Below are 21,343 nucleotides of genomic sequence, written 5' to 3' on the forward strand. Positions count from 1 at the left end.
ACTACTGACTTTAAAGCCCATAAAAACTTGATATTTGATTTCTTTTTCAGGTTTTGGAATATAATAGCTTGTGATTTTGAACTAAAAAAACTGGGAATACAGTATAATATATATATATATTATATTTAATAATTAGTATATTTTCAAGCCGACTAAAATTATTTAATTCTTTTTGCGGCTATCATTGAGCCGGTAAGATACAGCAGCATTTTAATTATAAGCACAGCCATACCTGCCGTGAATATGCCCACTATCCAAACAACCGCGGTATTGGCTTTAAAATATGCTGATGCAACAAGACCGGTGACAGCGGCTAAAAGAAAACAAAAGTATATTACAATGAAGCGAAATGATATATGTGCCGCATTTACCACATATTCTTTCTCATTATCAAAGGGTGACGGCTCGGTGCCGTCCGTATAATCGTGGGATATGATGACGAGCCGTCCGAAATTGTCACCTTTTCCGGATGTTGAATAGACGACCTGCCACCCATCCGCGATACAGCGGGCGATTTTTCCGCTGTTGTTGCTGATAACACAGTATTTAACCTTTCGCGGAGCATTTTTTATAAAATAAAACATCATGCCGTTATTATGGACTTTATATAAGTTTAAGCCCTGCATTTCCATTTTGACCAGCCATTTCTCCAGAGAACGGGGAGTCATTATCCACAATGGCCTGATACGCTTTATGATATCCCCGTCGCGGATTAACAGCTTTTCCAGCCATTTTTCAAATGTCTTTCTCGCGAGGAACTGGCGATAGGCTATTTCAGGTACAATAGCATCGGTAGGTTCTTCAAGTACCAAGCTGTTTGCAGCGGTCATAAAAAGGAAAAGTATGAAATTGCACAGCAACAGCAGAGCAAATATTCCTATTATTACAACTGCGCGGCGAAAAAAAATCTCATCGGTTGTAGGATGCAGGTACAGCAAGAAATAGCCGAATGTCATGCCGAAGAGCAGAAGCAGGACTATGGAACTGACCAGAGCGTACAGGCAAAGCAGGGAATTGTTGCGGAGATAAATTCCGCGCCTGTTAGGCATGGCTTGCTTATTATCGGCATTTGTTGTCCTATAAACATTCCATTTGTCGAAACGGGCTACGTTTTCCCAGCCAGAGGCCTTAGTTTGTTTTATTTCGCTGCTATTTTCAAATTTTGAATATGAAAAACAATATTTATATTTTACAGGTTCTCCAGGCACAAAAATGAAACGGCTGTGTGTGTCAATTCCACATAAATGCAAGCCTGACATTGACATCCTGCCAAGCCAATTCTCAGTGTTTTGTATAAACAGGCTCCACAAAAACCTGCGCCTGACCACTCTGTCCGACATTAATATCTCCTCACGCAGCCTTTGCATAACTATCCTTATAATAATTATACTATCAAAAAATTTTCATGTCATCAGCTTAATAAACTATATTTGGAATAAAAGTATCAAATATTTAGGTTATAATGAATGCAAAATAAAGACTTTTATAGTCGTACCAAGAGATGAGCATTATATAAAGTAATAAGCATATTATTGGCCGGCATTTATTTTGTTCGGGGCTGTGCAAGCAATTGTCGCGCAGAAAACCTGTTTTGCGCCGGCTTCTTTAAGCGCCCTTGCACAATCGCTGAGGGTGGCACCGGTAGTAATAACATCGTCGATAAGCAGGACAACGGCGCCGGGGAAACTGCCTTTTGCCGAAAATGCTCCGGCAGTGTTCAGCCATCTTTCCTCTGAATTCAGCGTTCGCTGCGGTTTTACATCGCGGGGCTTGCAAAGGGCATCTTTATACGGAATTCCGAGTTTACGTGACAGGGCGCGGGCAAACACTTCCGACTGATTAAAACCCCGTTTTTTAAATTCACGTTTAGTTAATGGGACACAAGTTATAAAATCAAACTGCTGCCAATCGTATTCCCTTTTTATCATTTGAGCGCTCAGAGCCGCATACGCTGCGGCGGATGATTGTTTTGCGTGGAATTTAAAGTTTATTATGCTTTTGCGGACAGAGCCTTCATAGTATAAAGGTGAGACGCAGCGTTCAAATGCAAATTTATTGCCCCTGCAGTGGCAGAATTCAAAGCCTCTCCCGCAGCGCGGGCATGTTTTTCCGGTGACATAGGGCAGGGTGCCGGCGCAATCCTTGCATATGGCCATATTGCTGGGAACGGTTTTGCCGCAGAAAGGGCACCTGTGCGGGAAAAACAGGGAGATTATTATATCAGCCAGTCTGTTCATAATGCGTCACCTGAAGTTAGCTTTAGAAAATGCCTGCTGAATATATTAATGAGTCATGCCGGCAGTTTAACCGTTTTTTAAAAATTCGCAAAGGCCGGTATAACGCTTAGTTTTTCTGTCGTTTGATACCATCTGTTCAACAACGCCAGGGCGTCCGACTATGATTACCATTTCTTTTGCCCGAGTTACCGCAGTATATAAAAGGTTGCGGTAAAAAAGCTGCGGTGAGCCGGAAAAGAGCGGGAGAATGACCGCCTTGAATTCGCTGCCTTGGCTTTTATGCACTGTTACGGCATATGCGAGGTCCAGCTCTTGGACGCCTTCCGGCGTATATTCCGCGACGCGGTCGTCAAAGCGAATTTTCATCATGCCAGTACGCCGGTCAAGCATTTCGAGCACCCCGACGTCGCCGTTAAAAATGCCGGTTCCGTGCTCTCCGTTGTCTTTTACCCAAATGATATCGTAGTTGTTCTTAATCTGCATGACCTTGTCGCCCTCTCTGAAGAGGCGGGTTCCAAACTGCCGTTCAGACTTGTCAGGTGAACTGGGATTGAGTGCCTGCTGCAGCGCAGTGTTAAGGTCGTTTGCGCCGAGTTCTCCCCGCCGCCCGGGAGTCAGCACCTGTATGTCCCAAAGCGGGGAATATCCATAAGCGTCCGGCAGACGCTTCTTGACAAGTTCGGTCACCGTCTGCCTTACTTGAGCAGGGGTAAAGCGCTGAATAAAGAAAAAGTCGCGGTCACGGCTGGTGAGCGTTGGCTGCTCCCCTCGGACTATTTTATGAGCGTTTGTTACTATCAGGCTTTGGGCGGCCTGCCTAAAAATCTCGTTTAGCTGTACGACGGGAATGACGCCGGATTCTATCATATCGCGCAATGCGTTGCCAGCGCCGACGGGAGGGAGCTGGTCGGCGTCGCCAACCATAATAAGGCGGCAGGTGAGCTTTAATGCTCTCAAAAGCGATTCAAAGAGCAATATATCGACCATCGACAGCTCATCCACAATCAGCGCGTCACAGTCGAGCTGGTTTTTCTCATTGCGGGCGAATCTCACTTCGTCATCCTGCGTGAATTCAACTTCAAGCAGGCGATGGATTGTTTTGGCTTCTCTGCCCGTTACCTCGGTCATCCGTTTTGCCGCGCGGCCCGTCGGGGCAGCGAGAGCCACCTTTAACCCCATGCTTTCATAAACGGAAATGATAGCGTTGATGGTTGTTGTTTTTCCTGTACCGGGGCCGCCGGTAAGTATCATAACACCGCTTTTAAAAGCGGTTTCAATAGCTTCCTTCTGCTTCTGAGCGTATTTGATACCGAAGGCCTCTTCGGCCTGTTTTATCCGGGCGCTGCAATCTCCAAGAACAGGGCGCTCAATCTGCATCATCAGTTTTATGCGCCCCGCAACATAGGTCTCAGCCCGGTAAGCCGACGGCAAAAAGATTGCGCGCCGCCCGCTTATTTCATCTGAAATAACCTCTTCTTCTTCAACCAGCTTTTCGAGAGCGGACTGCGCGTCTGATTCTTCGACGCCGAGCAATGAGGCCGCCGCAGTAATAAGTTTGTTGTCTGGAATGTAGGTATGGCCGGTGTTTGACAGGTTATGTCTGAGAATATAGGATATGCCGGCGCGTATTCTGCATTCAGTATCAGTGCCAAAGCCCATTGCCGCAGCGATCTTATCGGCCCTTTCAAAAGATATCCAGATACCTGATTCACAGAGGACATAAGGGTTTGCCTTGACGATATCCACAGTGCCCGGGCCGAATTTCTGCCAGATTCTAACCGCTTCAGCAGGCGTAACCCCGTACTGCTGGAGAAAAAGCATGCAGCTTCGGACGCCGAACTGCTGTTTATAATCTTCGCCGATTGCCTGCGCTTTTTTAAGTGAGATACCCCGAATCTGCGCCAGCTTTTCCGGCGTTTTTTCTATTACATTGAGGGCTTCAGAGCCGAACATGTCGATAATGCGCTGAGCTGTTACCGGCCCAATGCCCTTTATGGCGCCTGACGACAGGTATTTGAGTATAGCGGACTCGGTGGCAGGGAGGCTTTTTTCATAGGATTCCACTCTGAATTGCCGCCCATAGCTTGGGTGGTTGACCCATTCGCCCATAATTTTTATCGTATCGCCGGCCGAGACCTGAAAAAGCAGGCCGACAGCGGTGACCAGTTCATCGCCGCTGTCGATTTCAAATACTGTCCATCCGTTATCCTCATTTCTGAAAACTATATTTTCAACAGTACCGCTTATAGACGTGAATTCGTGTTCCATTATGTTACCCTGCTTTTTTATTTCTTGCTGATTCATCGCAATGTAAATTCTGTTATTAATAATATAATACTAAACGCTCAGCTTTGCAATTCTCCGCCAAATATGAGCGGCAGTTCAGGTCTTGTGCAGACAGTGACACCGTCTATATCATGTTCCAACCTTTCACATATGGAACGTGTTTCCTCATCCATACCGTCGTCTACTACCACAATGAGCCGTCTGCCGCAAGGGCACAATTCGTTTGCCTGATCAGCAAGCGAGCGCACACAATATTCGATCTGCTCGTCATGTCCGGCGCAGGTCACCACAAAGGCCGGGCTTTTTGCGCAAGGTGCAAGCATGAACTTTTTTATCCAGCGTACTGTTTCTGCAACCCCAACAATCGCGAAGAAACTTAAAAGCACTCCCGCTATTATTTCAGGCATATTTCTCACCTCGCTACATGATATGTTCGCAAGGGGCGTTTTGTGCAAAAAAGCAGCACGCTAAATGCCATATATTGTCATATTGCACAAAAAGAAAAACAAAATGGTTATATAAAAAATAGTCTGTAACTAAATCATAATCTTCAGGTTACAATTTTTGAACAATATTCATCTTGTAGACAGCCGGCACAATTCAAACTAAAAAGATGAAATTTGCCGCGCGGGGTTGAGATAAAAATGCTGATAAAGGTTAAATGGTATACAAAAAGGCATAAAAATGCGGAAAATTCCGATTTGGAATTTTCCGCAGATAAATTTAAACCGGATTAAAACGCGGCCTTTTTCAGAATGTCCGCCATATCGGTCTTTTCCCAGTTCACGCCGAGGTCTTCACGCCCCATATGGCCGTAAGCGGCGAGCTGTTTGTAAATCGGGCGGCGCAGGTCAAACTTCCTGATTATAGCCGCTGGCCTTAAGTCGAAGTTTTCGTTTATGAGTTTGACTATCTTAGATTCATCGATTTTGTTGGTACCGAATGTATCGACTGAGATTGAAACAGGATGCGCTACACCGATAGCATAGGCGATCTCGACCTCGCACTTGTCGGCAAGCCCAGCCGCCACAGTATTCTTTGCAACATAGCGCGCTGCATAGGCGGCTGAACGGTCAACTTTGGTCGGGTCTTTGCCGGAGAAGGCGCCGCCGCCGTGGCGTGCATAACCGCCGTAGGTATCGACAATGATCTTGCGGCCGGTAAGCCCTGAATCAGCCGCGGGGCCGCCGAGCACGAATCTGCCTGTCGGGTTAATGAAATATCTTGTTTTATTATCAAGCAGATTTGCCGGGATAATAGGCTTTACTACATTTTCAATCAAATCAGATTTGATTTGAGCCAATGTTGCTTCCGGGTCATGCTGAGCGGAGATAACAATGGTGTCAACCCTTATCGGGCGTCCATCCTCATATTCCACAGTGACCTGGGTCTTTCCGTCCGGACGCAGATACGGCAGTATCTTGCTCTTGCGGACCTGGGCCAAGCGATAAGCCAGTTTGTGTGCAAGAGAAATGGGCAGAGGCATAAGTTCCGGGGTTTCAGTGCAAGCAAATCCGAACATCATGCCCTGGTCGCCGGCACCGATAGCGTCGGCGTCGTCCGCTTGTCCATCTTTAGCCTCATATGACTTATCAACGCCCATAGCTATATCGGAGGATTGTTCTTCAATTGCGGTAAGGACAGCGCAGTTTTCACTGTCAAACCCGTATTTAGCGTCGGTATAGCCGATTTCCTTAATTGTATTGCGCGCAATCTTTTGAATATCCACATAGCAGTTTGTTGTAATTTCACCGGTCACAAGCACAAGGCCAGTATTTGTAACCGTTTCACAGGCAACTCTTGCCTGGGGGTCAGCTTTTATAATCTCGTCAAGGACAGCATCCGAAATCTGGTCGCAGACTTTGTCTGGGTGTCCTTCCGTAACAGATTCTGAAGTGAATAAGTACCTTCCCAATTTCTTTATCCTCCTCGTGTGGCCTTAAAACAAAAGCCCTCCGGAAGTCAACCAGAGGGCGAAATATCACTACCTCATCTTTACGGTTAACCTATTCCGCAGGAATTGGCACCTTGCCTTTTTATCAGGCAGGTTGCCGGGCTTCACAGGGCCTTTCCCTCAGCCACTCTTGATAAGGCCTTATTAATTTTAATCTTATTATATCATGTTATTCCTTCCTGTCAATATACGGCGGCTTTTGTCTGTAATATTATAACAAAAACCAGCATAATATATACTTTGCAAATCCACTGTACCCGCAAATTGACAAAAAACGAGAACATGGAATAAAACGCCAATCTTCATATTCTCCCTAAGGTGTGGCATAATGCTAATGTTACAATTTTATTGCTTTTTTATTAAGCAGTCCGATTATAGGAATCATCACGACTGTGAGCAGTACGGATTTTATGAGATTAAGTATCGTCGCGCTGCCGATTGCAGCCCACAGGGCAGCGCCGGACAACTTAATGTGAAGAAAAAGTTGAAAATAGGGCGGGGCAATAAAATAGTTTCCTATGAGACCTGCTGTAACCATAGAAACAAGTCCGGTGACACCGGAAAGCAGTATGGCAGGAAATAGCTTAACGCCGCGTTTTGCTGCCGCTCTGAAAACAGCGGCAAAGGGGACAGTAAACGCAACGCCTACGATGAAATTGGCAAGGTCGCCGAATCCCATAGTGCTGCCCATTCCCTTGATGAGGACATGGACAAGTACCTTTAATAGTTCGACAATAACGGCTGTGCTTGGGCCTAAGATGACGCCAGCGATAACTGCCGGAAGGTCGCTTGCGTCGATCATAAGGTAATTTGAGCCTGGAATAATCGGAAAATCAAAGAAATAAAGAATAATTGCGAGTGCCGATAAGATACCGGTGTAGACAATAAATTTTGTTTTTCTGCATTGCTCTGACATAACACCAATTCCTCCCAAAAACGGGACGGACGGCAAAAAAATCCCCGAATGCAAAGCATTCGGGGCTGTTAAAATCGAAAATGCCGCCTTCTTCCATCCGGACTTTACCGTCGGCTTCGGAATCTCACCGAAATCTGCTGAAAAACAGCTCGCGGGCTTGTCAGCGAAACGCTGCATTACCGCCGGTGGGGAATTTCACCCCGCCCCGAAGACTTAGTCAACATTGTTATATTAACACGTACAGATATAGAAGTCAAGATAAGACAAACAAAAAAATCACTAAACATTTCGAATTCCTATTGAAAACAGACGCAATTAAATATACAATTACGTTTGTAAAACAATTTTCAGCAAAATCAGCCGGGACATATCTGCGGCGGAAAGATTGGAGAGTGATATTTTATCGATGAGCAATAAGATCAGACTTTACGGGTTTAACAACCTGACAAAAACACTAAGCTTTAATATGTATGACATCTGTTACACAAAGACTGTCAGCGACAGAGATGCTTACATTTCCTATATTGATGAACAGTATAACGCTGACCGCCTTACAAACATACTTGGTCATGTTACAGAGATTATCGGTGCGAATATTTTAAACATAGCAAAGCAGGACTATGACCCTCAGGGGGCGAGTGTTTCCATTCTTGTCTGTGAAGAGCCAATGATCAGCCATGGGCCGAATTCGCAGCATAATGAAGAGCCAGGCCCTCTGCCGGAGACTGTTCTTGCTCATCTTGATAAAAGCCATATTACGGTACACACATATCCAGAATATCACCCCGATGGCGGCGTTTGCACATTCAGAGCCGACATCGATGTATCGACCTGCGGCAAGATATCCCCGCTTAAAGCGCTCAACTATCTCATACAAAGTTTCGATGCGGATATAATGACGATCGATTACCGTGTACGCGGCTTTACGCGCGATATAACAGGGCGCAAACTGTTCATGGACCATCCCATGACCTCTATACAGAACTTTATCCCGAAAGAAATAAAAGACCGGTACCAGATGATCGACGTCAATGTTTATCAGGAAAATATTTTTCATACAAAATGTATGCTTAAAGATTTTGACCTCGACAATTATCTTTTTGGCTTTACAAAAGATGAAATTCATCCAGGTGAGGCGCGTCAGATAACTAAAAAGTTGAGAAAAGAAATGGAAGAAATCTTTTATGGGCGCAATATGAATACACAATACTGATGTGACGTGGAACGGACAACTGCGCATCACAATGTTTCCGCCTGCAGTTAGCTTTGGAGGTTTATATGCTTGACCTGTGGTATTCTGAATATCATACGGACGACGTAAAGTTTTCAATTAAGACAACACGTCACTTGTACAGCGAACAAACGCCGTTTCAGAAGATAGATTTTTTTGAGTCAGAAACCTACGGAACCTTTTTCACGATAGACGGGCTTGTGATGGTGACCCAGCGCGACGAATTTGCCTATCACGATATGATCTGCCATGTGCCTATGGCGGTTAATCCGGATATCAAGCGCGTGCTGATAATAGGAGGCGGCGACGGAGGTACAGCGAGGGAAGTCTGCCGCTATAAGGGCGTCACGCACATTGACCTTGTGGATATAGATGAGCGTGTTGTGCGCCTTTGCCAGAAATATCTGCCCCAGACCGCCTGTGCGCTCGACCGCGATGAGCGTATCAGCATGCACTTTATGGACGGGTTCAAATTCGTCAAAGAAGCGCCCGACGGAGCATATGACCTCATCCTTGTCGACTCGACCGACCCGATAGGCCCGGGCGAGGGGCTTTTTACTATGGAGTTTTATGAAAACTGCTATCGCGCACTGTCCGACTGCGGTATTCTTATAAACCAGCATGAAAGCCCTTTTTACGACAACTATAACCACGAGATGCTGCGGGCCCATGCGAAGATAAAAAGGACCTTCCCCATCGCAAAGGTGTATCAATTTCATATGCCCACATACCCGTCAGGCCTGTGGCTGTTCGGTTTTGCTTCAAAGAAGCTTGACCCGATAGCGGATTTTAAGCGCGAAAGATGGGAAGCGCTTGGCCTAAAAACGAAGTATTATAACACAGACCTTCACTGTGCCGCCTTTGCGCTGCCAACATATGTAAAGGAGAAACTCGATAATGTCAGATAATAAAACAGGGCTCACCGGGTTTGAAATACTGAAATCATGTTTCATCGGCTGTGAGGCCGGCTATGACGAGAGTGACATTGTCATTTTCGGCGCCCCCTTTGACGGAACGGTTACATTCCGCCCCGGCTCAAGATTTGCACCTATGAGCATGAGAGCGGAGTCTATAGGACTCGAAACATACAGCCCCTATCAGAACAAAGATCTTGAAGATATGAAGATATATGACGCGGGCGACCTTGACCTGCCATTTGGAGACACCAGCCGCGCGCTGCAGAAGATAGCTGGGATAGAAAGATACATCATAAAGGCAGGAAAGCGCCCGGTAATGATCGGGGGCGAACATCTTGTTTCCCTGCCGGCTATAGAGGAGGCGCTTAAAGCATATCCGGACCTTCACATAATACATTTTGACGCCCACACAGACCTGCGCGACGAGTATCTCGGCGAGAAGCTCTCGCATGCCAATGTGATAAGGCGCGTGTGGGACTTAGTAGGGGACGGACGCATACACCAGTTCGGTATCCGCTCCGGAACGCGCGAGGAGTTCGAATGGGCAGACAGCGGCCATACAAAACTGCACCGTTACACTACAAAAGGCATTGAGGAGACCGTAAAAGAGCTTTCGGGAGTGCCGGTTTATGTCACTATCGATCTGGATGTGCTCGACCCGTCAATTTTCCCCGGCACAGGAACGCCGGAGGCCGGCGGCGTAAGCTTCATGGAACTTGAAAACGCGCTCATTGCATTGAGCGGCTTGGATATAAAAGCGGCCGATGTAGTGGAGCTTTCTCCGCATTATGACACGTCAGGGGTTTCCACCGCCGTCGCGTGCAAGGTTTTAAGGGAACTGCTGCTTGTTATGGGCTAATAGAATAAAGAAAACAGCTCGCAGCGGGCAAAGTTGATTACGGCTGAAGTAATAAACAGCGGCAATCAGCTTTTCCGGCTGCGAGCTTTTTTTATCTTGTTTTAGTGAAAAATGCAATATATTTAATATAAAACAGTTTGAATTGGCACAGCAAGCTTCAAATTATAGCAAAAAAATAATGTTATACGCTTGTCTTTTTTGGATTAGATTTGCTTTGCCTTTCTGCATTAAATTTTAGTGTGGCGCTGAATATCGCAAATGCCAGCTTGTTTTGGTATGCCTCATCCTGCAGCATCCGGCAGTCGTTGGGGTTTGAAAGGAACCCACATTCGACCATAACTGCCGGCGACTTTGCATTGTAAAGCAGGAAGATATCATCATTCACCTGCCTGACTTTATATTTATTGTTAGGCTGTACCATTTTCCTGATGCCGGTTTGTATGTATTCGGCAAGCCGTTTGCTTTCGTCGTTATTCGGCGAATAAAAAACAATTGCGCCGGAGCTGGAGGAGGAGCTGAATATGTTTTGATGAATACTCAAAAAGGCGACGCCCGGGTGCGAATTCGCTATTGAGAGCCTGTTTTTGAGGTCAGAAACCTTCTTTTTGCGGATTGTATCGCTGCCTTTATCGTAAATCTCGCTGTTGCCCTCCCGGGTCATTATGACGCGGTATCCGGCCGCCGAAAAGAAGTTTCTGAGCTTGAATGATATGGCGAGGTTGATGTCTTTTTCCAATACGCCGTCTATGCCGACAGCCCCGCCGTCAGGGTCCCCGTGCCCGGGGTCGATGATAATGGTATCGGTGTCGGGAACCTGTGAATTTGCAAGCAGATATTTTATCGCACAGTCGGCTGCTATATATACGATACCGGCGGCAAACATGGCGGCAGCAAAGATGGCAAGTACAGTATATGCCCCTTTTTTCGTATAAAAGATATGCAATGAAGATAACCCCCCGATTATCACGTTATGATAATCGGGGGACATTTATAACAGCGGCAATAGCGTCCGGATTGAGCCAAAACCAGCTGATTTTAATATAATGGAAAGTCAGCCGTTTAAGTTTATACATAAAGAGGTAATCTGTATGCAAAATAGGTTTCCGGGCGCCGGTACAATCGGCAATCTTGATATGATACGCATAAGGTCGGGCAATGAAAAGCTTAAGGCGTATTTTTTAAAAACAATGCAGACAAACAAAGAAAAGGCCGTTTCCCTGTTAAATGCGGAGAACCTGAGTTTCGCGACTTTTTATATCCTTATGCCGCAGATACTGGATTTGAATGTGGCAAGCGAATTAATCGAACGGGACAAGGCGGCCGTCTTGTTTTGCCTTAGAATCCTGTCACATGCAGACGATACGCCCATGCTTAATCTTAAGACGCCGGAAAATGGCGATTTATATAGGAATACCCTTGAATGGATATTGCTGTCGGGAAGCAAAGAGACAGGTTTAAGCGACGAGTTTGACCGCATATTGGAGGCTGCCGCTGTTGTACTGTTAAGACAATACCGGGATACTGAGGTCCTGCCGGCTGTCGTCCGCATGGTCTTTTACCGCAACCGGAAGGGAATGTATATTCAGGATTTAGTGTGGGCGCTTTTCAGCCTTAAAGATACCCGTGTCTTAAGCCTGATTGCAGATTTTCTGAAATCCCGCAACAAACGCGACGCAGAACTTGCTGAAAACCTGCTCAAGCATGCGTCCTGTCAAGGCTTAGAACAAAAGGGAAGGCCAAAGTATGAGGCCTACATATCGTGGTTTAAGGAAAACAGCCCGTATCTGTATTTTACTGACGAAACCTTTCATCAGACAAGTGACCCTTTGCTGTGCAAAGTAAATTTAGAGGCAAAGTATCTCTGCAGGAAACTGCCGCAAAAGGATGAAGAGGCGGTTGAGGCGTTTGCCGACGCTGACCGAGTCAGGCTCTCCTCTTTCTCCGGTCTGGATAATCAGGTCAAAGCCATGCTTGCCGAATACTCCCGCCGGCTTTATCTGCGCAATCGGAGGCAGTGGAATAGGTGGATGGAGTATCCGATAGAGAAGCAGATTGAGATAGCGAGCGGTGGGCGAGGGGAACACAATGATTAAGATAGCGGGTAAGGTTGTTGAACTGCAGGATATTGGCCGTGATTTCCCTCGTGGCGGCGTGGAAAGTATGATAATTCAAAAGATATGGGGAGCAGAGGAAAGTTTTGAATACAGCTCAATAGATGAATTGAGATTTGAAGTTGAACTGCGAAAGTCGACAATAGAGGCTGCTGTTGAACTCAACAGCAGCGGCATGGGTTTCGCTATATTTGAAAAATCCAGATGTAATACGGATTATTGGAAGCGCAGTCCCGACGGCGGTTTTGTACTCAAAAGCAATGTGCGGCCAAGCGACGCTATAAGGGATATTTATAAAAACGGCTCACTCTATGCAACGGAATGCGCGACGGCTATTATGATTGTTTTTTATAAGGCGGTGCTCACCCTTTACCCAGACGCGCTGTACGACAAGGTGTTTTCCAATATCACCTTGATGAACTGGCACCATATTGACCCTGTATTCGGCAGTATCGGGCTTATGAAAAATACAAAGGATTTCCTGCCGGGCGACCGGGGCTATTTTATTAACCCGGACGTAGACCCTCTTACACCCCATTGGCAGGGTGAAAATGTTATCATTTTGGGCGGCGGCAGTTATTACGGCCATGGAATCGGCATTAAAAATGCCGAGGCTATAATAGAAGCTCTCAACCAAAACCGCGCCAGAGGCTCAAATAAATCCGCTTATATGTTGAAAAAGGTCGGCAGGGTGAATTACCGGAAGCTGTTCAGAACCGCAAAGTCATATCACTAAAGTTGTCATAGAATATGCCGCCTATAAATAATAAAGGGAGTGCCGAATAACCGGCACTCCCTTTAAACATCAGCAGCGGCATGACAAATATGCGGACCGCTGCCGCCCATAATCAGGAATAAAAAAACCAGGTATGTTCTGAAGAACATACCTGATAAGACTGGGCTTATGGTCGGAGTGGTGAGATTCGAACTCACGGCCTCTTGGTCCCGAACCAAGCACTCATACCAAACTGAGCTACACCCCGAAGCGACTTTATTATTATAGTAAACTCAATCAAAGATGTCAAGTATAGAAAAAGGTATTTTGCATCAAAATTTCAACCAATTCATAACACTAAGAATAAAGGGCAGCGTTATAAGGCACATAATGGTAGAAAGGGTCATGGCTTTGGCGGGCATGGCGGCATCTCTTCCGGTCAGTTTTGCTAACAGGACAGTTACTCCTGCGGTCGGGCATGAGGCAGGTATCATAACACAGAGAAGAAGCTCCCCGTGAAGACCGGCAGAATGCAGTATAAATAAAATCGAGAGCGGCAGCACAAGGTTGCGCATTAATACTGTTATCCAGACAAAAGCATCATTAAACAGCTCTTTGAGTGGTACCTGGGTTATCGCAGCGCCTATGACTATCATTGAAAGCGGTGTATTGAGGTCAGATATATATTTTACCGTAGAATATAAGGGGCCGGGGAGTGATACAGAGAACCTGAACATCACAGTGCCCACAATGACTGCGATAAGGTTGGGGTTTAAAAGAGCCTTTGCAACGGACTTTTTCTCAACCTTTCCGGAATATAGAAGTATTCCGTGGGTCCAGTTGAAAAGCTGAAAGACCCCGTTATAGGCGGACCCGTAAAAAAGGCCGTTATTTTGGACTAATGCCTGCAGCAGGGGAAACCCCATAAATCCGGCATTTGCATATATGCTCGCAAACTGAGAGACAATCCGCCTATTGTCATCTTTAACGGTTTTCTTGTTAAAGATTAGAGTACAGACAATAATGTTGAAAATATGTATGAATATCGCGGCAGCGGCCGCAATCAAAAGATTGTTGAATTTATCCTGTTCAAATTTTCTAAGGAACACGTAGAGGATAATTGCGGGAGAGACGATATAACAAAGCAAGGTAGTCAGTTGGTCGGTTGTTTTGGAGCTAATCATACCGGATTTAGTCAGAACATACCCTACACCCATAAGCAAAAACAGAACTATAACTTGATTCAGTGTCGTGTAAAATGCCATAAAATTATCCCTCAGCAGGCCGATTAAACAATCGCAAAGAGCCGGGGACTCCTCTCTTTTTTGATAATATAATTGAAGTAAAGAAAATTATGTTATAATATATAGTGACAATATCAGTAACCTGTGACACCGCTTAATGATTCGTCGTTTTCGACCCATTCTTTCTGAACATCAATGACTGTGTACTTGTCGCTTGTATTCCTGACAATTACAGTCTTTATTCCAGCGTTGATAATCATCCTTTTGCACATGGAACATGAGCTGGCGTCGTGGACAAGCTCTTTTGTCCGCGCGTCTCTGCCTACAAGGTAAAGGGTAGCGCCAATCATATCGTTGCGGGAAGCGGCGATAATGGCGTTAGCCTCGGCGTGGACAGAGCGGCAGAGCTCGTATCTTTCACCGCGGGGGACATTCAGTTTTTCGCGCATGCAAAAGCCCGTGTCGCAGCAGTTTTTGCGTCCGCGAGGCGCTCCTGAATATCCGGTTGAGATGATCTGGTCGTTCTTGACTATAATAGCGCCAAAATTGCGGCGCAGGCATGTTCCGCGCTCGAGTACGGTCTGGGCGATATCAAGATAATAGTTGACCTTGTCACGCCTGATAGCGTTTTCCATCGATTAATGATCCCCCTGAAGATTTCTTGTAACAATACAAATTTATTATACAATAGAAGGAAACGTAATTCAACAATATATTCATCTTATGGCCATATACCGAAGTTATATTCGGGCAAGACTTTTGAGTTTGGAGGCATATATTTGGAAAAACCTGATGAAAAGACAATAGAGAAGCTTTTAAATTGCGCAAGGGAAGCCCGCGAGAACGCATATGCGCCTTATTCCGGCTTTAAAGTAGGCGCCGCCCTGCTGACAGACAAAGGGGAGATATTCAAAGGCTGCAATGTAGAAAATGTGTCATTCGGAGCGACAAACTGCGCCGAAAGGACAGCGCTGTTCTCAGCGGTAGCCGCAGGCAACCGCTCTTTTACGGCAATAGCCATCGCGGCGGGGGATGAAACAATCCTGCCGTGTGGTATCTGCCGCCAGGCGCTTTCTGAGTTTTCCCCGCAGTTATGCGTTATCTGCGCAAAAAAGGACGGCTATAAGATCTACAGCCTGTCTGAACTGCTGCCCCACGCCTTTGATAAATTCACCCCTGAGGAGAAAAATTAATATGTACGACCTTTCAAATCCAACAGTCATAAGAGAACTGCTCTCAAAACACGGTGCGGGGCTTTCAAAAGCCCTCGGCCAAAACTTCCTTATCAACCCGTCAGTCTGCCCGCGTATGGCACAGCTCAGCGGAGCGTCAAAAGATGTGTGCGCCATCGAAATAGGCCCGGGCATAGGCGTGCTTACAGCAGAATTATGTAAACTTGCTAAAAAAGTTGTTTCCATCGAGCTGGACTCACGTCTTATACCGATACTTAATGAGACGCTGTCGGACTTTGACAACGTCAAGGTTATTAATGCAGACGTAATGAAGACCGACCTTGAAGCGATTATAAAGAATGATTTCGGCGGCTGTGACACAATAGTCTGCGCGAACCTGCCTTATTACATCACGTCCCCCGTCATCATGTATCTGCTCGAATCGCGCCTGCCGGTCAAAAGTATTACTGTAATGGTGCAAAAGGAGGCGGCCCGCCGGCTCTGTGCCGAGCCAGGCAGCAGCGAGGCCGGTGCAGTCAGCTGTGCGGTCAGCTATTATGCGCGACCCCAGATACTTTTCAATGTGTCAGCCGGAAGCTTTATGCCAGCCCCTAAGGTGGATTCAAGCGTAATAAGGCTTGAGATACTAAAGGAACCGCCGGTCAAGACCAAAGACGAGGCGCTGATGTTTAAAATTGTCCGCGCCGCTTTCCTCCAAAGGCGAAAGACGCTCACCAATGCGCTGTCAGCCGGCATGTCCATTCCGAAGGAAACGGCAGTTAAGGCGATTGAGGGCGCAGGGCTGTCCCCGATGATACGCGGTGAGCGGCTGACACTTAAGGATTTCGCCGCTCTCGCCGATTGGCTGAAAGAGAATTATTACAACAATTAAACGGCCCACAGCGCAAAACCGCTAATTAATAGTAAAAGAAAAAGCTTGTCCAAAAACTTGGACAAGCTTTTATTGTTATGCGAAGCGCTCAAAGGGATTAATTCTTTATAGCGCCGTCGAATTTTACGTCGGACGGAGAAAAATCAAGTTTCTTTACAAAGGCCGCTGCCTCAGCTGCTCCGTATTCGCGGTCCATGCCGCTGTCTTCCCATTCAACGGAGAGAGGGCCCTGATAGTTGTAACGGTTGAGGACTCGGATTATCTCCTCAAAGTTGACGTCGCCATGGCCCAGTGAGCGGAAGTTCCATGCTCTTCTGTGGTCGCCGAAGTCAATATGTGATCCCAGCAGGCCGGCTCTTCCGTCCATCCTGACGGCGATGTCCTTCATATGAACGTGATAGACACGGTCGATGAAATCATTCAAGAAGATGTGAGGTGTTACGCCCTGCCACAGCAGATGGCTCGGGTCAAAGTTAAGGCCGAATTCCTTGCGGTCGGCGAAACGGTCGAGGAGTTTCTGGGTTGAGTAGTAGTCAAATGCAATTTCCGATGGATGCACTTCAAGAGCAAACTTAATGCCGTATTCTTTAAAGACATCCATGATAGGAGTCCACAATTCGACAATCTGGTCAAATCCTTCCTCTATCATCTCAGGAGGAGTCTGGGGGAAGGAGTAGAAGTATTTCCATATCGGCGATCCGGTAAATCCGGTAACAATGTGTGCGCCCAGCTTTTTAGCAACAACAGGGGTGAGTTTCATCGTACGGATTGCCCACTCCCTGATTTCGTCGGGTTTATTCCAATATTTTTTCGGTGCAAAGTTGTTCAAGCGGACATCCGGTGCATCGCCGACGCATTGACCTATAATATGGGATTCAATTGCTTCACATTTCAAATCGTATTTGTTGAGAGTCTCTAAAATCCAGTCAACATAGCTGTCGTCCTTTGCAGCCTTTTCAAGGTCAAGGTGATTGCCCCAGCAGGCAATTTCCAAGCCCTCATATCCCATTGCCTTTGCTTTTTTGCAGAGCGTTTCAAAGTCGAGGTCCGCCCATTGTCCTGTAACCAGTGTAACTAATCTTCCCATCTTGAGTCCTCCTTATTATAAATAAAAATATTAAGCTGAAATAATTAAGGTTCCAGACCCAGCACAAACTTCTCGATTGCGAGAGCCGCACCGTCTCGGTCATTCGATTCGGTGACAAAATCGCCGATTTGAATAATCTCGCTTACCGCATTTTTCATAGCGACCGGCAGGCCGGAAAAGGCGAGCATTTCCTTGTCGTTAAGGCCGTCGCCGATTGCCATGACGTTTTGACTGCCTACGGCGATATGCTCGCAAAGGGCAATCAGCCCGCAGGCTTTGTTTACGCCCTTGCGGTTGATTTCAACACAGTTGTATCCCGCGGAGGTGACATCAATCTCACTAAGCGTACTGAGTTTTTGCCACAGTTCCTGCAGAATTGATGCATCTGCCGCTCTTATGTTGAACTTTTCAATTTTCGGGTCCCTCAGCACGCAGAGATATTCGTAAAGGTTTTCAACAGGTTTTGAAGAATTGGTTAAAAACCGTTGCACTGAGGGGGTTAAATGAAAGGTATCGAGTTGTTCCAGGTCTGAACGAGATAAGAAAGAACCACCGTCACGATAGCATTCAATTAAAACGTCGTTATAGTGTGAAAGCAAAGTCCATACTTTTTTGACTGCTGAAATCGGGATATATTCGGCATGAAGAACACGGTTTTCCTTTTTGTCGTATACACAGGCACCGTTTGAAGTGATTACATAGCGGATTTCTGGAAGATTCGTAAGACATTCCGGCAATTCCACCAGCACTCTTCCGGTGGCCGGAACGATAATTGCGCCTTTTTGCGCTGCTTCCCGAATTGCAAGACGGCTGCGGTTGGATAAAGTTCCGTCGCTGCGCAGCGTAGTTCCGTCTAAATCGAGAGCAATAAGTTTTATTTTCATGTTGGCAGCTCCAATTTTTAAATTGGCATGTTGCCCGTTACAGTGAGTATGATTCAATAAAAACATTCACTTTCAGTCGAAAGTTAAAACGGATTAGGAATGGTTTTTATATTCGCGAAAGGGGACCTCATGTCATTGATAATGACAGCTGTCCCCTTCGCATCACTCCTAATTATTGCAGTACATTAAACCATAGTATCTGTTCCGCTTCCGCAGCGCATTTGCCTTCACAGCAGTTTTGAAAAATGTTTTGGTTGGACGCTGCTGACCTGTTTCAGGCAATGCCTGCGCGGTAAAAGACTCGATTAAGCCGCCTTTGTGTCCAGACGTTTCTGAACGAGAACGGCACCGATGATGATAACACCTTTTACCGCGCCAACCAGGAAGGGAGGAACACCTAAGAGGTTCATCATGTTGTTGATAATGCCCATTGTAAGGACACCGAAGAATGTACCTAAGATTGTTCCGCTGCCGCCGGACATGCTTGTACCACCGATAACAACGGCTGCGATAGCATCCATTTCGTAGGAGGAACCAGATGACGCAGAGTTCATGCTGCCCAGACGGGAGGCCTCAACGATAGATGCGATTGCAACAAACAGACCTGACATGGCGTAAGCGACGATCTTTACTTTATCTACGTTGATACCGGAAAGGAGAGTAGCTTTTTCGTTGCTGCCTACAGCGTAGATATAGCGGCCTGTCGCAGTGTATGATGCGAACAGAGCGACTAAAACGGAAAGAACAATCCAGTAGATTACTGGCAGCGGGATGACACCGAATATCTCAAAGTTTGAGATCTGGATAAATGGTGCTACTTTGGAACCGGAAGCCATAATGCCGCCGCCGTTGTAGCAGAACTCAGCAATAGAACGGTAGATAGTCATAGTACCGAGGGTAACGATAAATGCCGGGATTTTGAACTTTGCGACGAAGGTACCGGCCAGTGTTCCTGAGACGATACCAATGGCAAGTGCAGCAAGAATGCCAAGAACGATGCTTTGCGTAGCGTTTATAACTGAGATGGCAACTAAACCGGTAAGAGCAAGCTGTGAACCGACTGATAAGTCGATACCGCCGGTAATTATGACGAGCGTCATTCCGATTGAGATAATACCGATGATTGAGTTGTTCATCAGGATATTTACGATATTGCCGTAGGATAGGAATGTTCCGCCTTTAAGTATTATTGAAATGATAATAATTATGATGAGAGCAATCAATGCGGTATTGTCACTGGCAAACTTTTTAAAGTTAAATTTTTTGGCAGTTTGGTTCATACGAGTCAATCCTCTCCATTTTCAATCTTTTCAACGGTTCCGCCGGTGGCCGCAACCATAATATTTTCTTCGCTGGCATCCTTGCGGTCGTATTCAGCCTTGATTTTTCCGTGATACATTACATAAATGCGGTCACAAACATTCAAAATCTCCTGTATTTCGCTGGACAATACAACAAAGCTGATGCCTGTTTCCGCAAGCTTCATGATAATGTTGTAGATTTCGAGTTTAGCCCCGACGTCAACGCCCTGAGTGGGATTATCCAGAATGACAATTTGAGGATTTGAGGCAAGGGCCTTTGCCAGTACAACTTTCTGCTGATTTCCGCCTGAAAGGCTCGTGATTAGATCGTTTACATCGCTTACCTTGATCTCAAGGTCTTTTATGTAGCGCTCATGTACTGACTTTTCTTGCTTTGTGTTAATCACCATCATGCGGCTCAGCTGCTTCAGAATTGAAAGCGTCATGTTTTCCCCAACGGAAAGATCCTTGACGATGCCGTTTTCTTTACGGTTTCTCGGCAAATAAGAGATGCCTTTGGACTTGGCTTTCCAGGTTGAATGCATGGTTTCCAGTTTGCCATTTACGTAGATCTCGCCTTGATATTTCTTATTGCAGCCGAATACAGTTGAAAATACTTCGCTGCGTCCGTCGCCTAAAAGTCCGGTAAATCCTACGACCTCGCCTTTTCTTACCTGGCAGTTGATATCAGAGAATTCACGGTCTCTGGACAAATGTTTCAATTCGAGAATAACATCACCGAGCTGACGCGGACGGTAAAAGTCATTGGTTGAGATATCTTTACCGACCATGTATTTCGCCAGAATGGCTTCGTTTACTGTCTCATCAACACTTCCGTTAGCAACAACCCTGCCGTCGCGCATGACTGTATAGGTGTCACAGATTCGCATAACCTCATCAAGTTTGTGCGAGATAAAAACAAAGCTTACGCCCTGCTTTTTCAGAGACCTCATGATTTTAAATATATGTTCTACTTCAACATCTGTTAATGATGAAGTTGGCTCGTCCATTATAATGACTCTTGCATTCTCCATTAGAGCGCGTGCTATTTCGATAGTTTGTTTATATGAAGCGTTTAAATCACGCACCATTGTCCGAGGATCCAAATCAATTTCTATTCTGTCCAAGATACTTTGTGCCTGGCTTATCATACTTTTCTTGTCGAGATGTGAGTTTTTCTTGAGCTCTCTGCCTAAAAATAGATTTTCAAAAACGGTTAAGTCGTTGATCAGTGTGAGTTCCTGATGAATAAAGGCGATACCTTCCTGCTTGGCTGCAGAAGGACTGTTAATCTGCTTCTTGTTGCCGTCAATAAAAATCTCACCTTTGTCACAGGAAATAACTCCGCCCAGAATATTCATTAACGTGCTTTTTCCAGTCCCGTTTTCACCTAAAAGCGCGTGAATGCTTCCTTTTTCTAGGGTGAAGTCAACACCATGAAGAACTTTATTGGTATAAAAGGATTTTTCGATTGCTTTCATTTCAATGATGAGATTTGGCATTGCCAACACTCCCGTTAAATAATCGTCTGGAATAT

Annotated in this window: 20 protein-coding genes, 1 tRNA gene and 2 riboswitches; of the genes, 7 read left to right on the forward strand and 14 right to left on the reverse strand. The window is 45.9% G+C overall.

What is annotated here, in order from left to right; all coding sequences use genetic code 11:
* Positions 1–158: 158 nt before the first annotated feature.
* The 6 genes from V6C21_RS09280 to V6C21_RS09305 all read right to left on the reverse strand — a co-directional run bounded on the left by V6C21_RS09280 (position 159) and on the right by V6C21_RS09305 (position 7,393).
* The gene (locus V6C21_RS09280; RefSeq protein ID WP_034841470.1) at positions 159–1,340 is read right to left on the reverse strand and encodes a DUF2812 domain-containing protein; all 1,182 of its coding nucleotides are present in this window, start codon (positions 1,338–1,340) and stop codon (positions 159–161) included.
* 189 nt (positions 1,341–1,529) lie between these two features.
* Positions 1,530–2,237: a ComF family protein gene (locus V6C21_RS09285; protein ID WP_052659814.1), complete on the reverse strand. Its 708-nt coding sequence runs from the start codon at positions 2,235–2,237 to the stop codon at positions 1,530–1,532.
* Between the two features lie 66 nt (positions 2,238–2,303).
* Entirely contained in the window at positions 2,304–4,505 is a 2,202-nt protein-coding gene (gene recD2 / locus V6C21_RS09290) for an SF1B family DNA helicase RecD2 (RefSeq protein WP_034841472.1), read from the reverse strand.
* A 77-nt stretch (positions 4,506–4,582) separates the two neighbouring features.
* A complete protein-coding gene (locus V6C21_RS09295; protein WP_034841474.1) occupies positions 4,583–4,930 on the reverse strand; it encodes a glycosyltransferase in 348 nt (115 codons plus the stop codon).
* 326 nt (positions 4,931–5,256) lie between these two features.
* Positions 5,257–6,438, reverse strand: a complete 1,182-nt coding sequence (gene metK, locus V6C21_RS09300; RefSeq protein ID WP_479268872.1) for a methionine adenosyltransferase — start codon at positions 6,436–6,438, stop codon at positions 5,257–5,259.
* A gap of 71 nt (positions 6,439–6,509) precedes the next feature.
* A riboswitch (SAM riboswitch) is annotated at positions 6,510–6,617 on the reverse strand.
* 197 nt (positions 6,618–6,814) lie between these two features.
* Positions 6,815–7,393 carry an ECF transporter S component gene (locus V6C21_RS09305; protein WP_084228878.1) on the reverse strand — a complete coding sequence of 193 codons (579 nt, stop codon included), beginning with the start codon at positions 7,391–7,393 and terminating at the stop codon, positions 6,815–6,817.
* Between the two features lie 81 nt (positions 7,394–7,474).
* Positions 7,475–7,610, reverse strand: a riboswitch (FMN riboswitch).
* Between the two features lie 189 nt (positions 7,611–7,799).
* Between V6C21_RS09305 and speD the strand changes: the two genes are divergently transcribed.
* From speD to speB, 3 genes are all read left to right on the forward strand, one after another.
* Positions 7,800–8,606 (forward strand): adenosylmethionine decarboxylase, encoded by an 807-nt coding sequence (speD, locus tag V6C21_RS09310; protein ID WP_034841482.1) that lies wholly within the window; start codon positions 7,800–7,802, stop codon positions 8,604–8,606.
* A 65-nt stretch (positions 8,607–8,671) separates the two neighbouring features.
* The gene (gene speE, locus V6C21_RS09315; protein ID WP_034841485.1) at positions 8,672–9,532 is read left to right on the forward strand and encodes a polyamine aminopropyltransferase; all 861 of its coding nucleotides are present in this window, start codon (positions 8,672–8,674) and stop codon (positions 9,530–9,532) included.
* The gene (speB, locus tag V6C21_RS09320; protein WP_479268873.1) at positions 9,522–10,400 is read left to right on the forward strand and encodes an agmatinase; all 879 of its coding nucleotides are present in this window, start codon (positions 9,522–9,524) and stop codon (positions 10,398–10,400) included. Before speE ends, speB begins: the two co-directional genes overlap by 11 nt.
* Before the next feature lie 181 nt (positions 10,401–10,581).
* Here speB and V6C21_RS09325 read toward each other — a convergent pair whose 3' ends face one another.
* On the reverse strand, positions 10,582–11,343 hold the full coding sequence (locus tag V6C21_RS09325) for an N-acetylmuramoyl-L-alanine amidase (RefSeq protein ID WP_479268874.1): 762 nt from the start codon (positions 11,341–11,343) through the stop codon (positions 10,582–10,584).
* A gap of 145 nt (positions 11,344–11,488) precedes the next feature.
* On the opposite strand from V6C21_RS09325, the gene V6C21_RS09330 reads away from it, so the two are divergent.
* Together V6C21_RS09330 and V6C21_RS09335 are read left to right on the forward strand one after the other, a co-directional pair.
* On the forward strand, positions 11,489–12,493 hold the full coding sequence (locus V6C21_RS09330) for a hypothetical protein (protein WP_034841488.1): 1,005 nt from the start codon (positions 11,489–11,491) through the stop codon (positions 12,491–12,493).
* Positions 12,486–13,247: a protein-glutamine gamma-glutamyltransferase gene (locus V6C21_RS09335; protein ID WP_034841491.1), complete on the forward strand. Its 762-nt coding sequence runs from the start codon at positions 12,486–12,488 to the stop codon at positions 13,245–13,247. The genes V6C21_RS09330 and V6C21_RS09335 overlap by 8 nt, the downstream gene beginning before the upstream one ends.
* 169 nt (positions 13,248–13,416) lie before the next feature.
* Here the strand turns inward: V6C21_RS09335 and V6C21_RS09340 are convergent.
* From V6C21_RS09340 to V6C21_RS09350, 3 genes are all read right to left on the reverse strand, one after another.
* Positions 13,417–13,494: transfer RNA gene (locus tag V6C21_RS09340), tRNA-Pro, on the reverse strand.
* 64 nt (positions 13,495–13,558) lie between these two features.
* A complete protein-coding gene (locus V6C21_RS09345; RefSeq protein ID WP_479268875.1) occupies positions 13,559–14,491 on the reverse strand; it encodes an AEC family transporter in 933 nt (310 codons plus the stop codon).
* 113 nt (positions 14,492–14,604) lie between these two features.
* Positions 14,605–15,105, reverse strand: coding sequence for a deoxycytidylate deaminase (locus tag V6C21_RS09350; protein ID WP_045085186.1), 501 nt, complete (start codon positions 15,103–15,105; stop codon positions 14,605–14,607).
* A 144-nt stretch (positions 15,106–15,249) separates the two neighbouring features.
* Here V6C21_RS09350 and V6C21_RS09355 point away from each other — a divergent pair, with 144 nt between their 5' ends.
* Complete coding sequence (locus V6C21_RS09355) at positions 15,250–15,663, forward strand: cytidine deaminase (RefSeq protein ID WP_045085187.1); 414 nt, start codon at positions 15,250–15,252, stop codon at positions 15,661–15,663.
* Between the two features lies 1 nt (position 15,664).
* Entirely contained in the window at positions 15,665–16,534 is an 870-nt protein-coding gene (gene rsmA / locus V6C21_RS09360; protein ID WP_479268876.1) for a 16S rRNA (adenine(1518)-N(6)/adenine(1519)-N(6))-dimethyltransferase RsmA, read from the forward strand.
* A gap of 97 nt (positions 16,535–16,631) precedes the next feature.
* Here rsmA and V6C21_RS09365 read toward each other — a convergent pair whose 3' ends face one another.
* From V6C21_RS09365 to V6C21_RS09380, 4 genes are all read right to left on the reverse strand, one after another.
* On the reverse strand, positions 16,632–17,621 hold the full coding sequence (locus V6C21_RS09365; protein ID WP_479268877.1) for a sugar phosphate isomerase/epimerase family protein: 990 nt from the start codon (positions 17,619–17,621) through the stop codon (positions 16,632–16,634).
* 44 nt (positions 17,622–17,665) lie between these two features.
* A complete protein-coding gene (locus V6C21_RS09370) occupies positions 17,666–18,505 on the reverse strand; it encodes a Cof-type HAD-IIB family hydrolase (protein WP_479268878.1) in 840 nt (279 codons plus the stop codon).
* A gap of 305 nt (positions 18,506–18,810) precedes the next feature.
* Complete coding sequence (locus tag V6C21_RS09375; protein ID WP_479268879.1) at positions 18,811–19,785, reverse strand: ABC transporter permease; 975 nt, start codon at positions 19,783–19,785, stop codon at positions 18,811–18,813.
* A 5-nt stretch (positions 19,786–19,790) separates the two neighbouring features.
* Positions 19,791–21,308, reverse strand: coding sequence for a sugar ABC transporter ATP-binding protein (locus V6C21_RS09380; RefSeq protein WP_479268880.1), 1,518 nt, complete (start codon positions 21,306–21,308; stop codon positions 19,791–19,793).
* Positions 21,309–21,343: the final 35 nt, after the last annotated feature.

Source organism: [Clostridium] cellulosi, from assembly GCF_036762875.1.
Taxonomy (GTDB): domain Bacteria; phylum Bacillota; class Clostridia; order Oscillospirales; family Ethanoligenentaceae; genus Ruminiclostridium_D; species Ruminiclostridium_D cellulosi.

What these genes read in the sequence shown, in the direction of transcription:
- V6C21_RS09280 (WP_034841470.1), bottom strand. Translation starts at nt 1,340, where the DNA reads ATGTCGGACAGAGTGGTCAGGCGCAGGTTTTTGTGGAGCCTGTTTATA.
- V6C21_RS09285 (WP_052659814.1), bottom strand. Translation starts at nt 2,237, where the DNA reads ATGAACAGACTGGCTGATATAATAATCTCCCTGTTTTTCCCGCACAGG.
- recD2 (WP_034841472.1), bottom strand. Translation starts at nt 4,505, where the DNA reads ATGGAACACGAATTCACGTCTATAAGCGGTACTGTTGAAAATATAGTT.
- V6C21_RS09295 (WP_034841474.1), bottom strand. Translation starts at nt 4,930, where the DNA reads ATGCCTGAAATAATAGCGGGAGTGCTTTTAAGTTTCTTCGCGATTGTT.
- V6C21_RS09305 (WP_084228878.1), bottom strand. Translation starts at nt 7,393, where the DNA reads ATGTCAGAGCAATGCAGAAAAACAAAATTTATTGTCTACACCGGTATC.
- speD (WP_034841482.1), top strand. Translation starts at nt 7,800, where the DNA reads ATGAGCAATAAGATCAGACTTTACGGGTTTAACAACCTGACAAAAACA.
- speE (WP_034841485.1), top strand. Translation starts at nt 8,672, where the DNA reads ATGCTTGACCTGTGGTATTCTGAATATCATACGGACGACGTAAAGTTT.
- speB (WP_479268873.1), top strand. Translation starts at nt 9,522, where the DNA reads ATGTCAGATAATAAAACAGGGCTCACCGGGTTTGAAATACTGAAATCA.
- V6C21_RS09330 (WP_034841488.1), top strand. Translation starts at nt 11,489, where the DNA reads ATGCAAAATAGGTTTCCGGGCGCCGGTACAATCGGCAATCTTGATATG.
- V6C21_RS09335 (WP_034841491.1), top strand. Translation starts at nt 12,486, where the DNA reads ATGATTAAGATAGCGGGTAAGGTTGTTGAACTGCAGGATATTGGCCGT.
- V6C21_RS09345 (WP_479268875.1), bottom strand. Translation starts at nt 14,491, where the DNA reads ATGGCATTTTACACGACACTGAATCAAGTTATAGTTCTGTTTTTGCTT.
- V6C21_RS09350 (WP_045085186.1), bottom strand. Translation starts at nt 15,105, where the DNA reads ATGGAAAACGCTATCAGGCGTGACAAGGTCAACTATTATCTTGATATC.
- rsmA (WP_479268876.1), top strand. Translation starts at nt 15,665, where the DNA reads ATGTACGACCTTTCAAATCCAACAGTCATAAGAGAACTGCTCTCAAAA.
- V6C21_RS09365 (WP_479268877.1), bottom strand. Translation starts at nt 17,621, where the DNA reads ATGGGAAGATTAGTTACACTGGTTACAGGACAATGGGCGGACCTCGAC.
- V6C21_RS09370 (WP_479268878.1), bottom strand. Translation starts at nt 18,505, where the DNA reads ATGAAAATAAAACTTATTGCTCTCGATTTAGACGGAACTACGCTGCGC.
- V6C21_RS09375 (WP_479268879.1), bottom strand. Translation starts at nt 19,785, where the DNA reads ATGAACCAAACTGCCAAAAAATTTAACTTTAAAAAGTTTGCCAGTGAC.
- V6C21_RS09380 (WP_479268880.1), bottom strand. Translation starts at nt 21,308, where the DNA reads ATGCCAAATCTCATCATTGAAATGAAAGCAATCGAAAAATCCTTTTAT.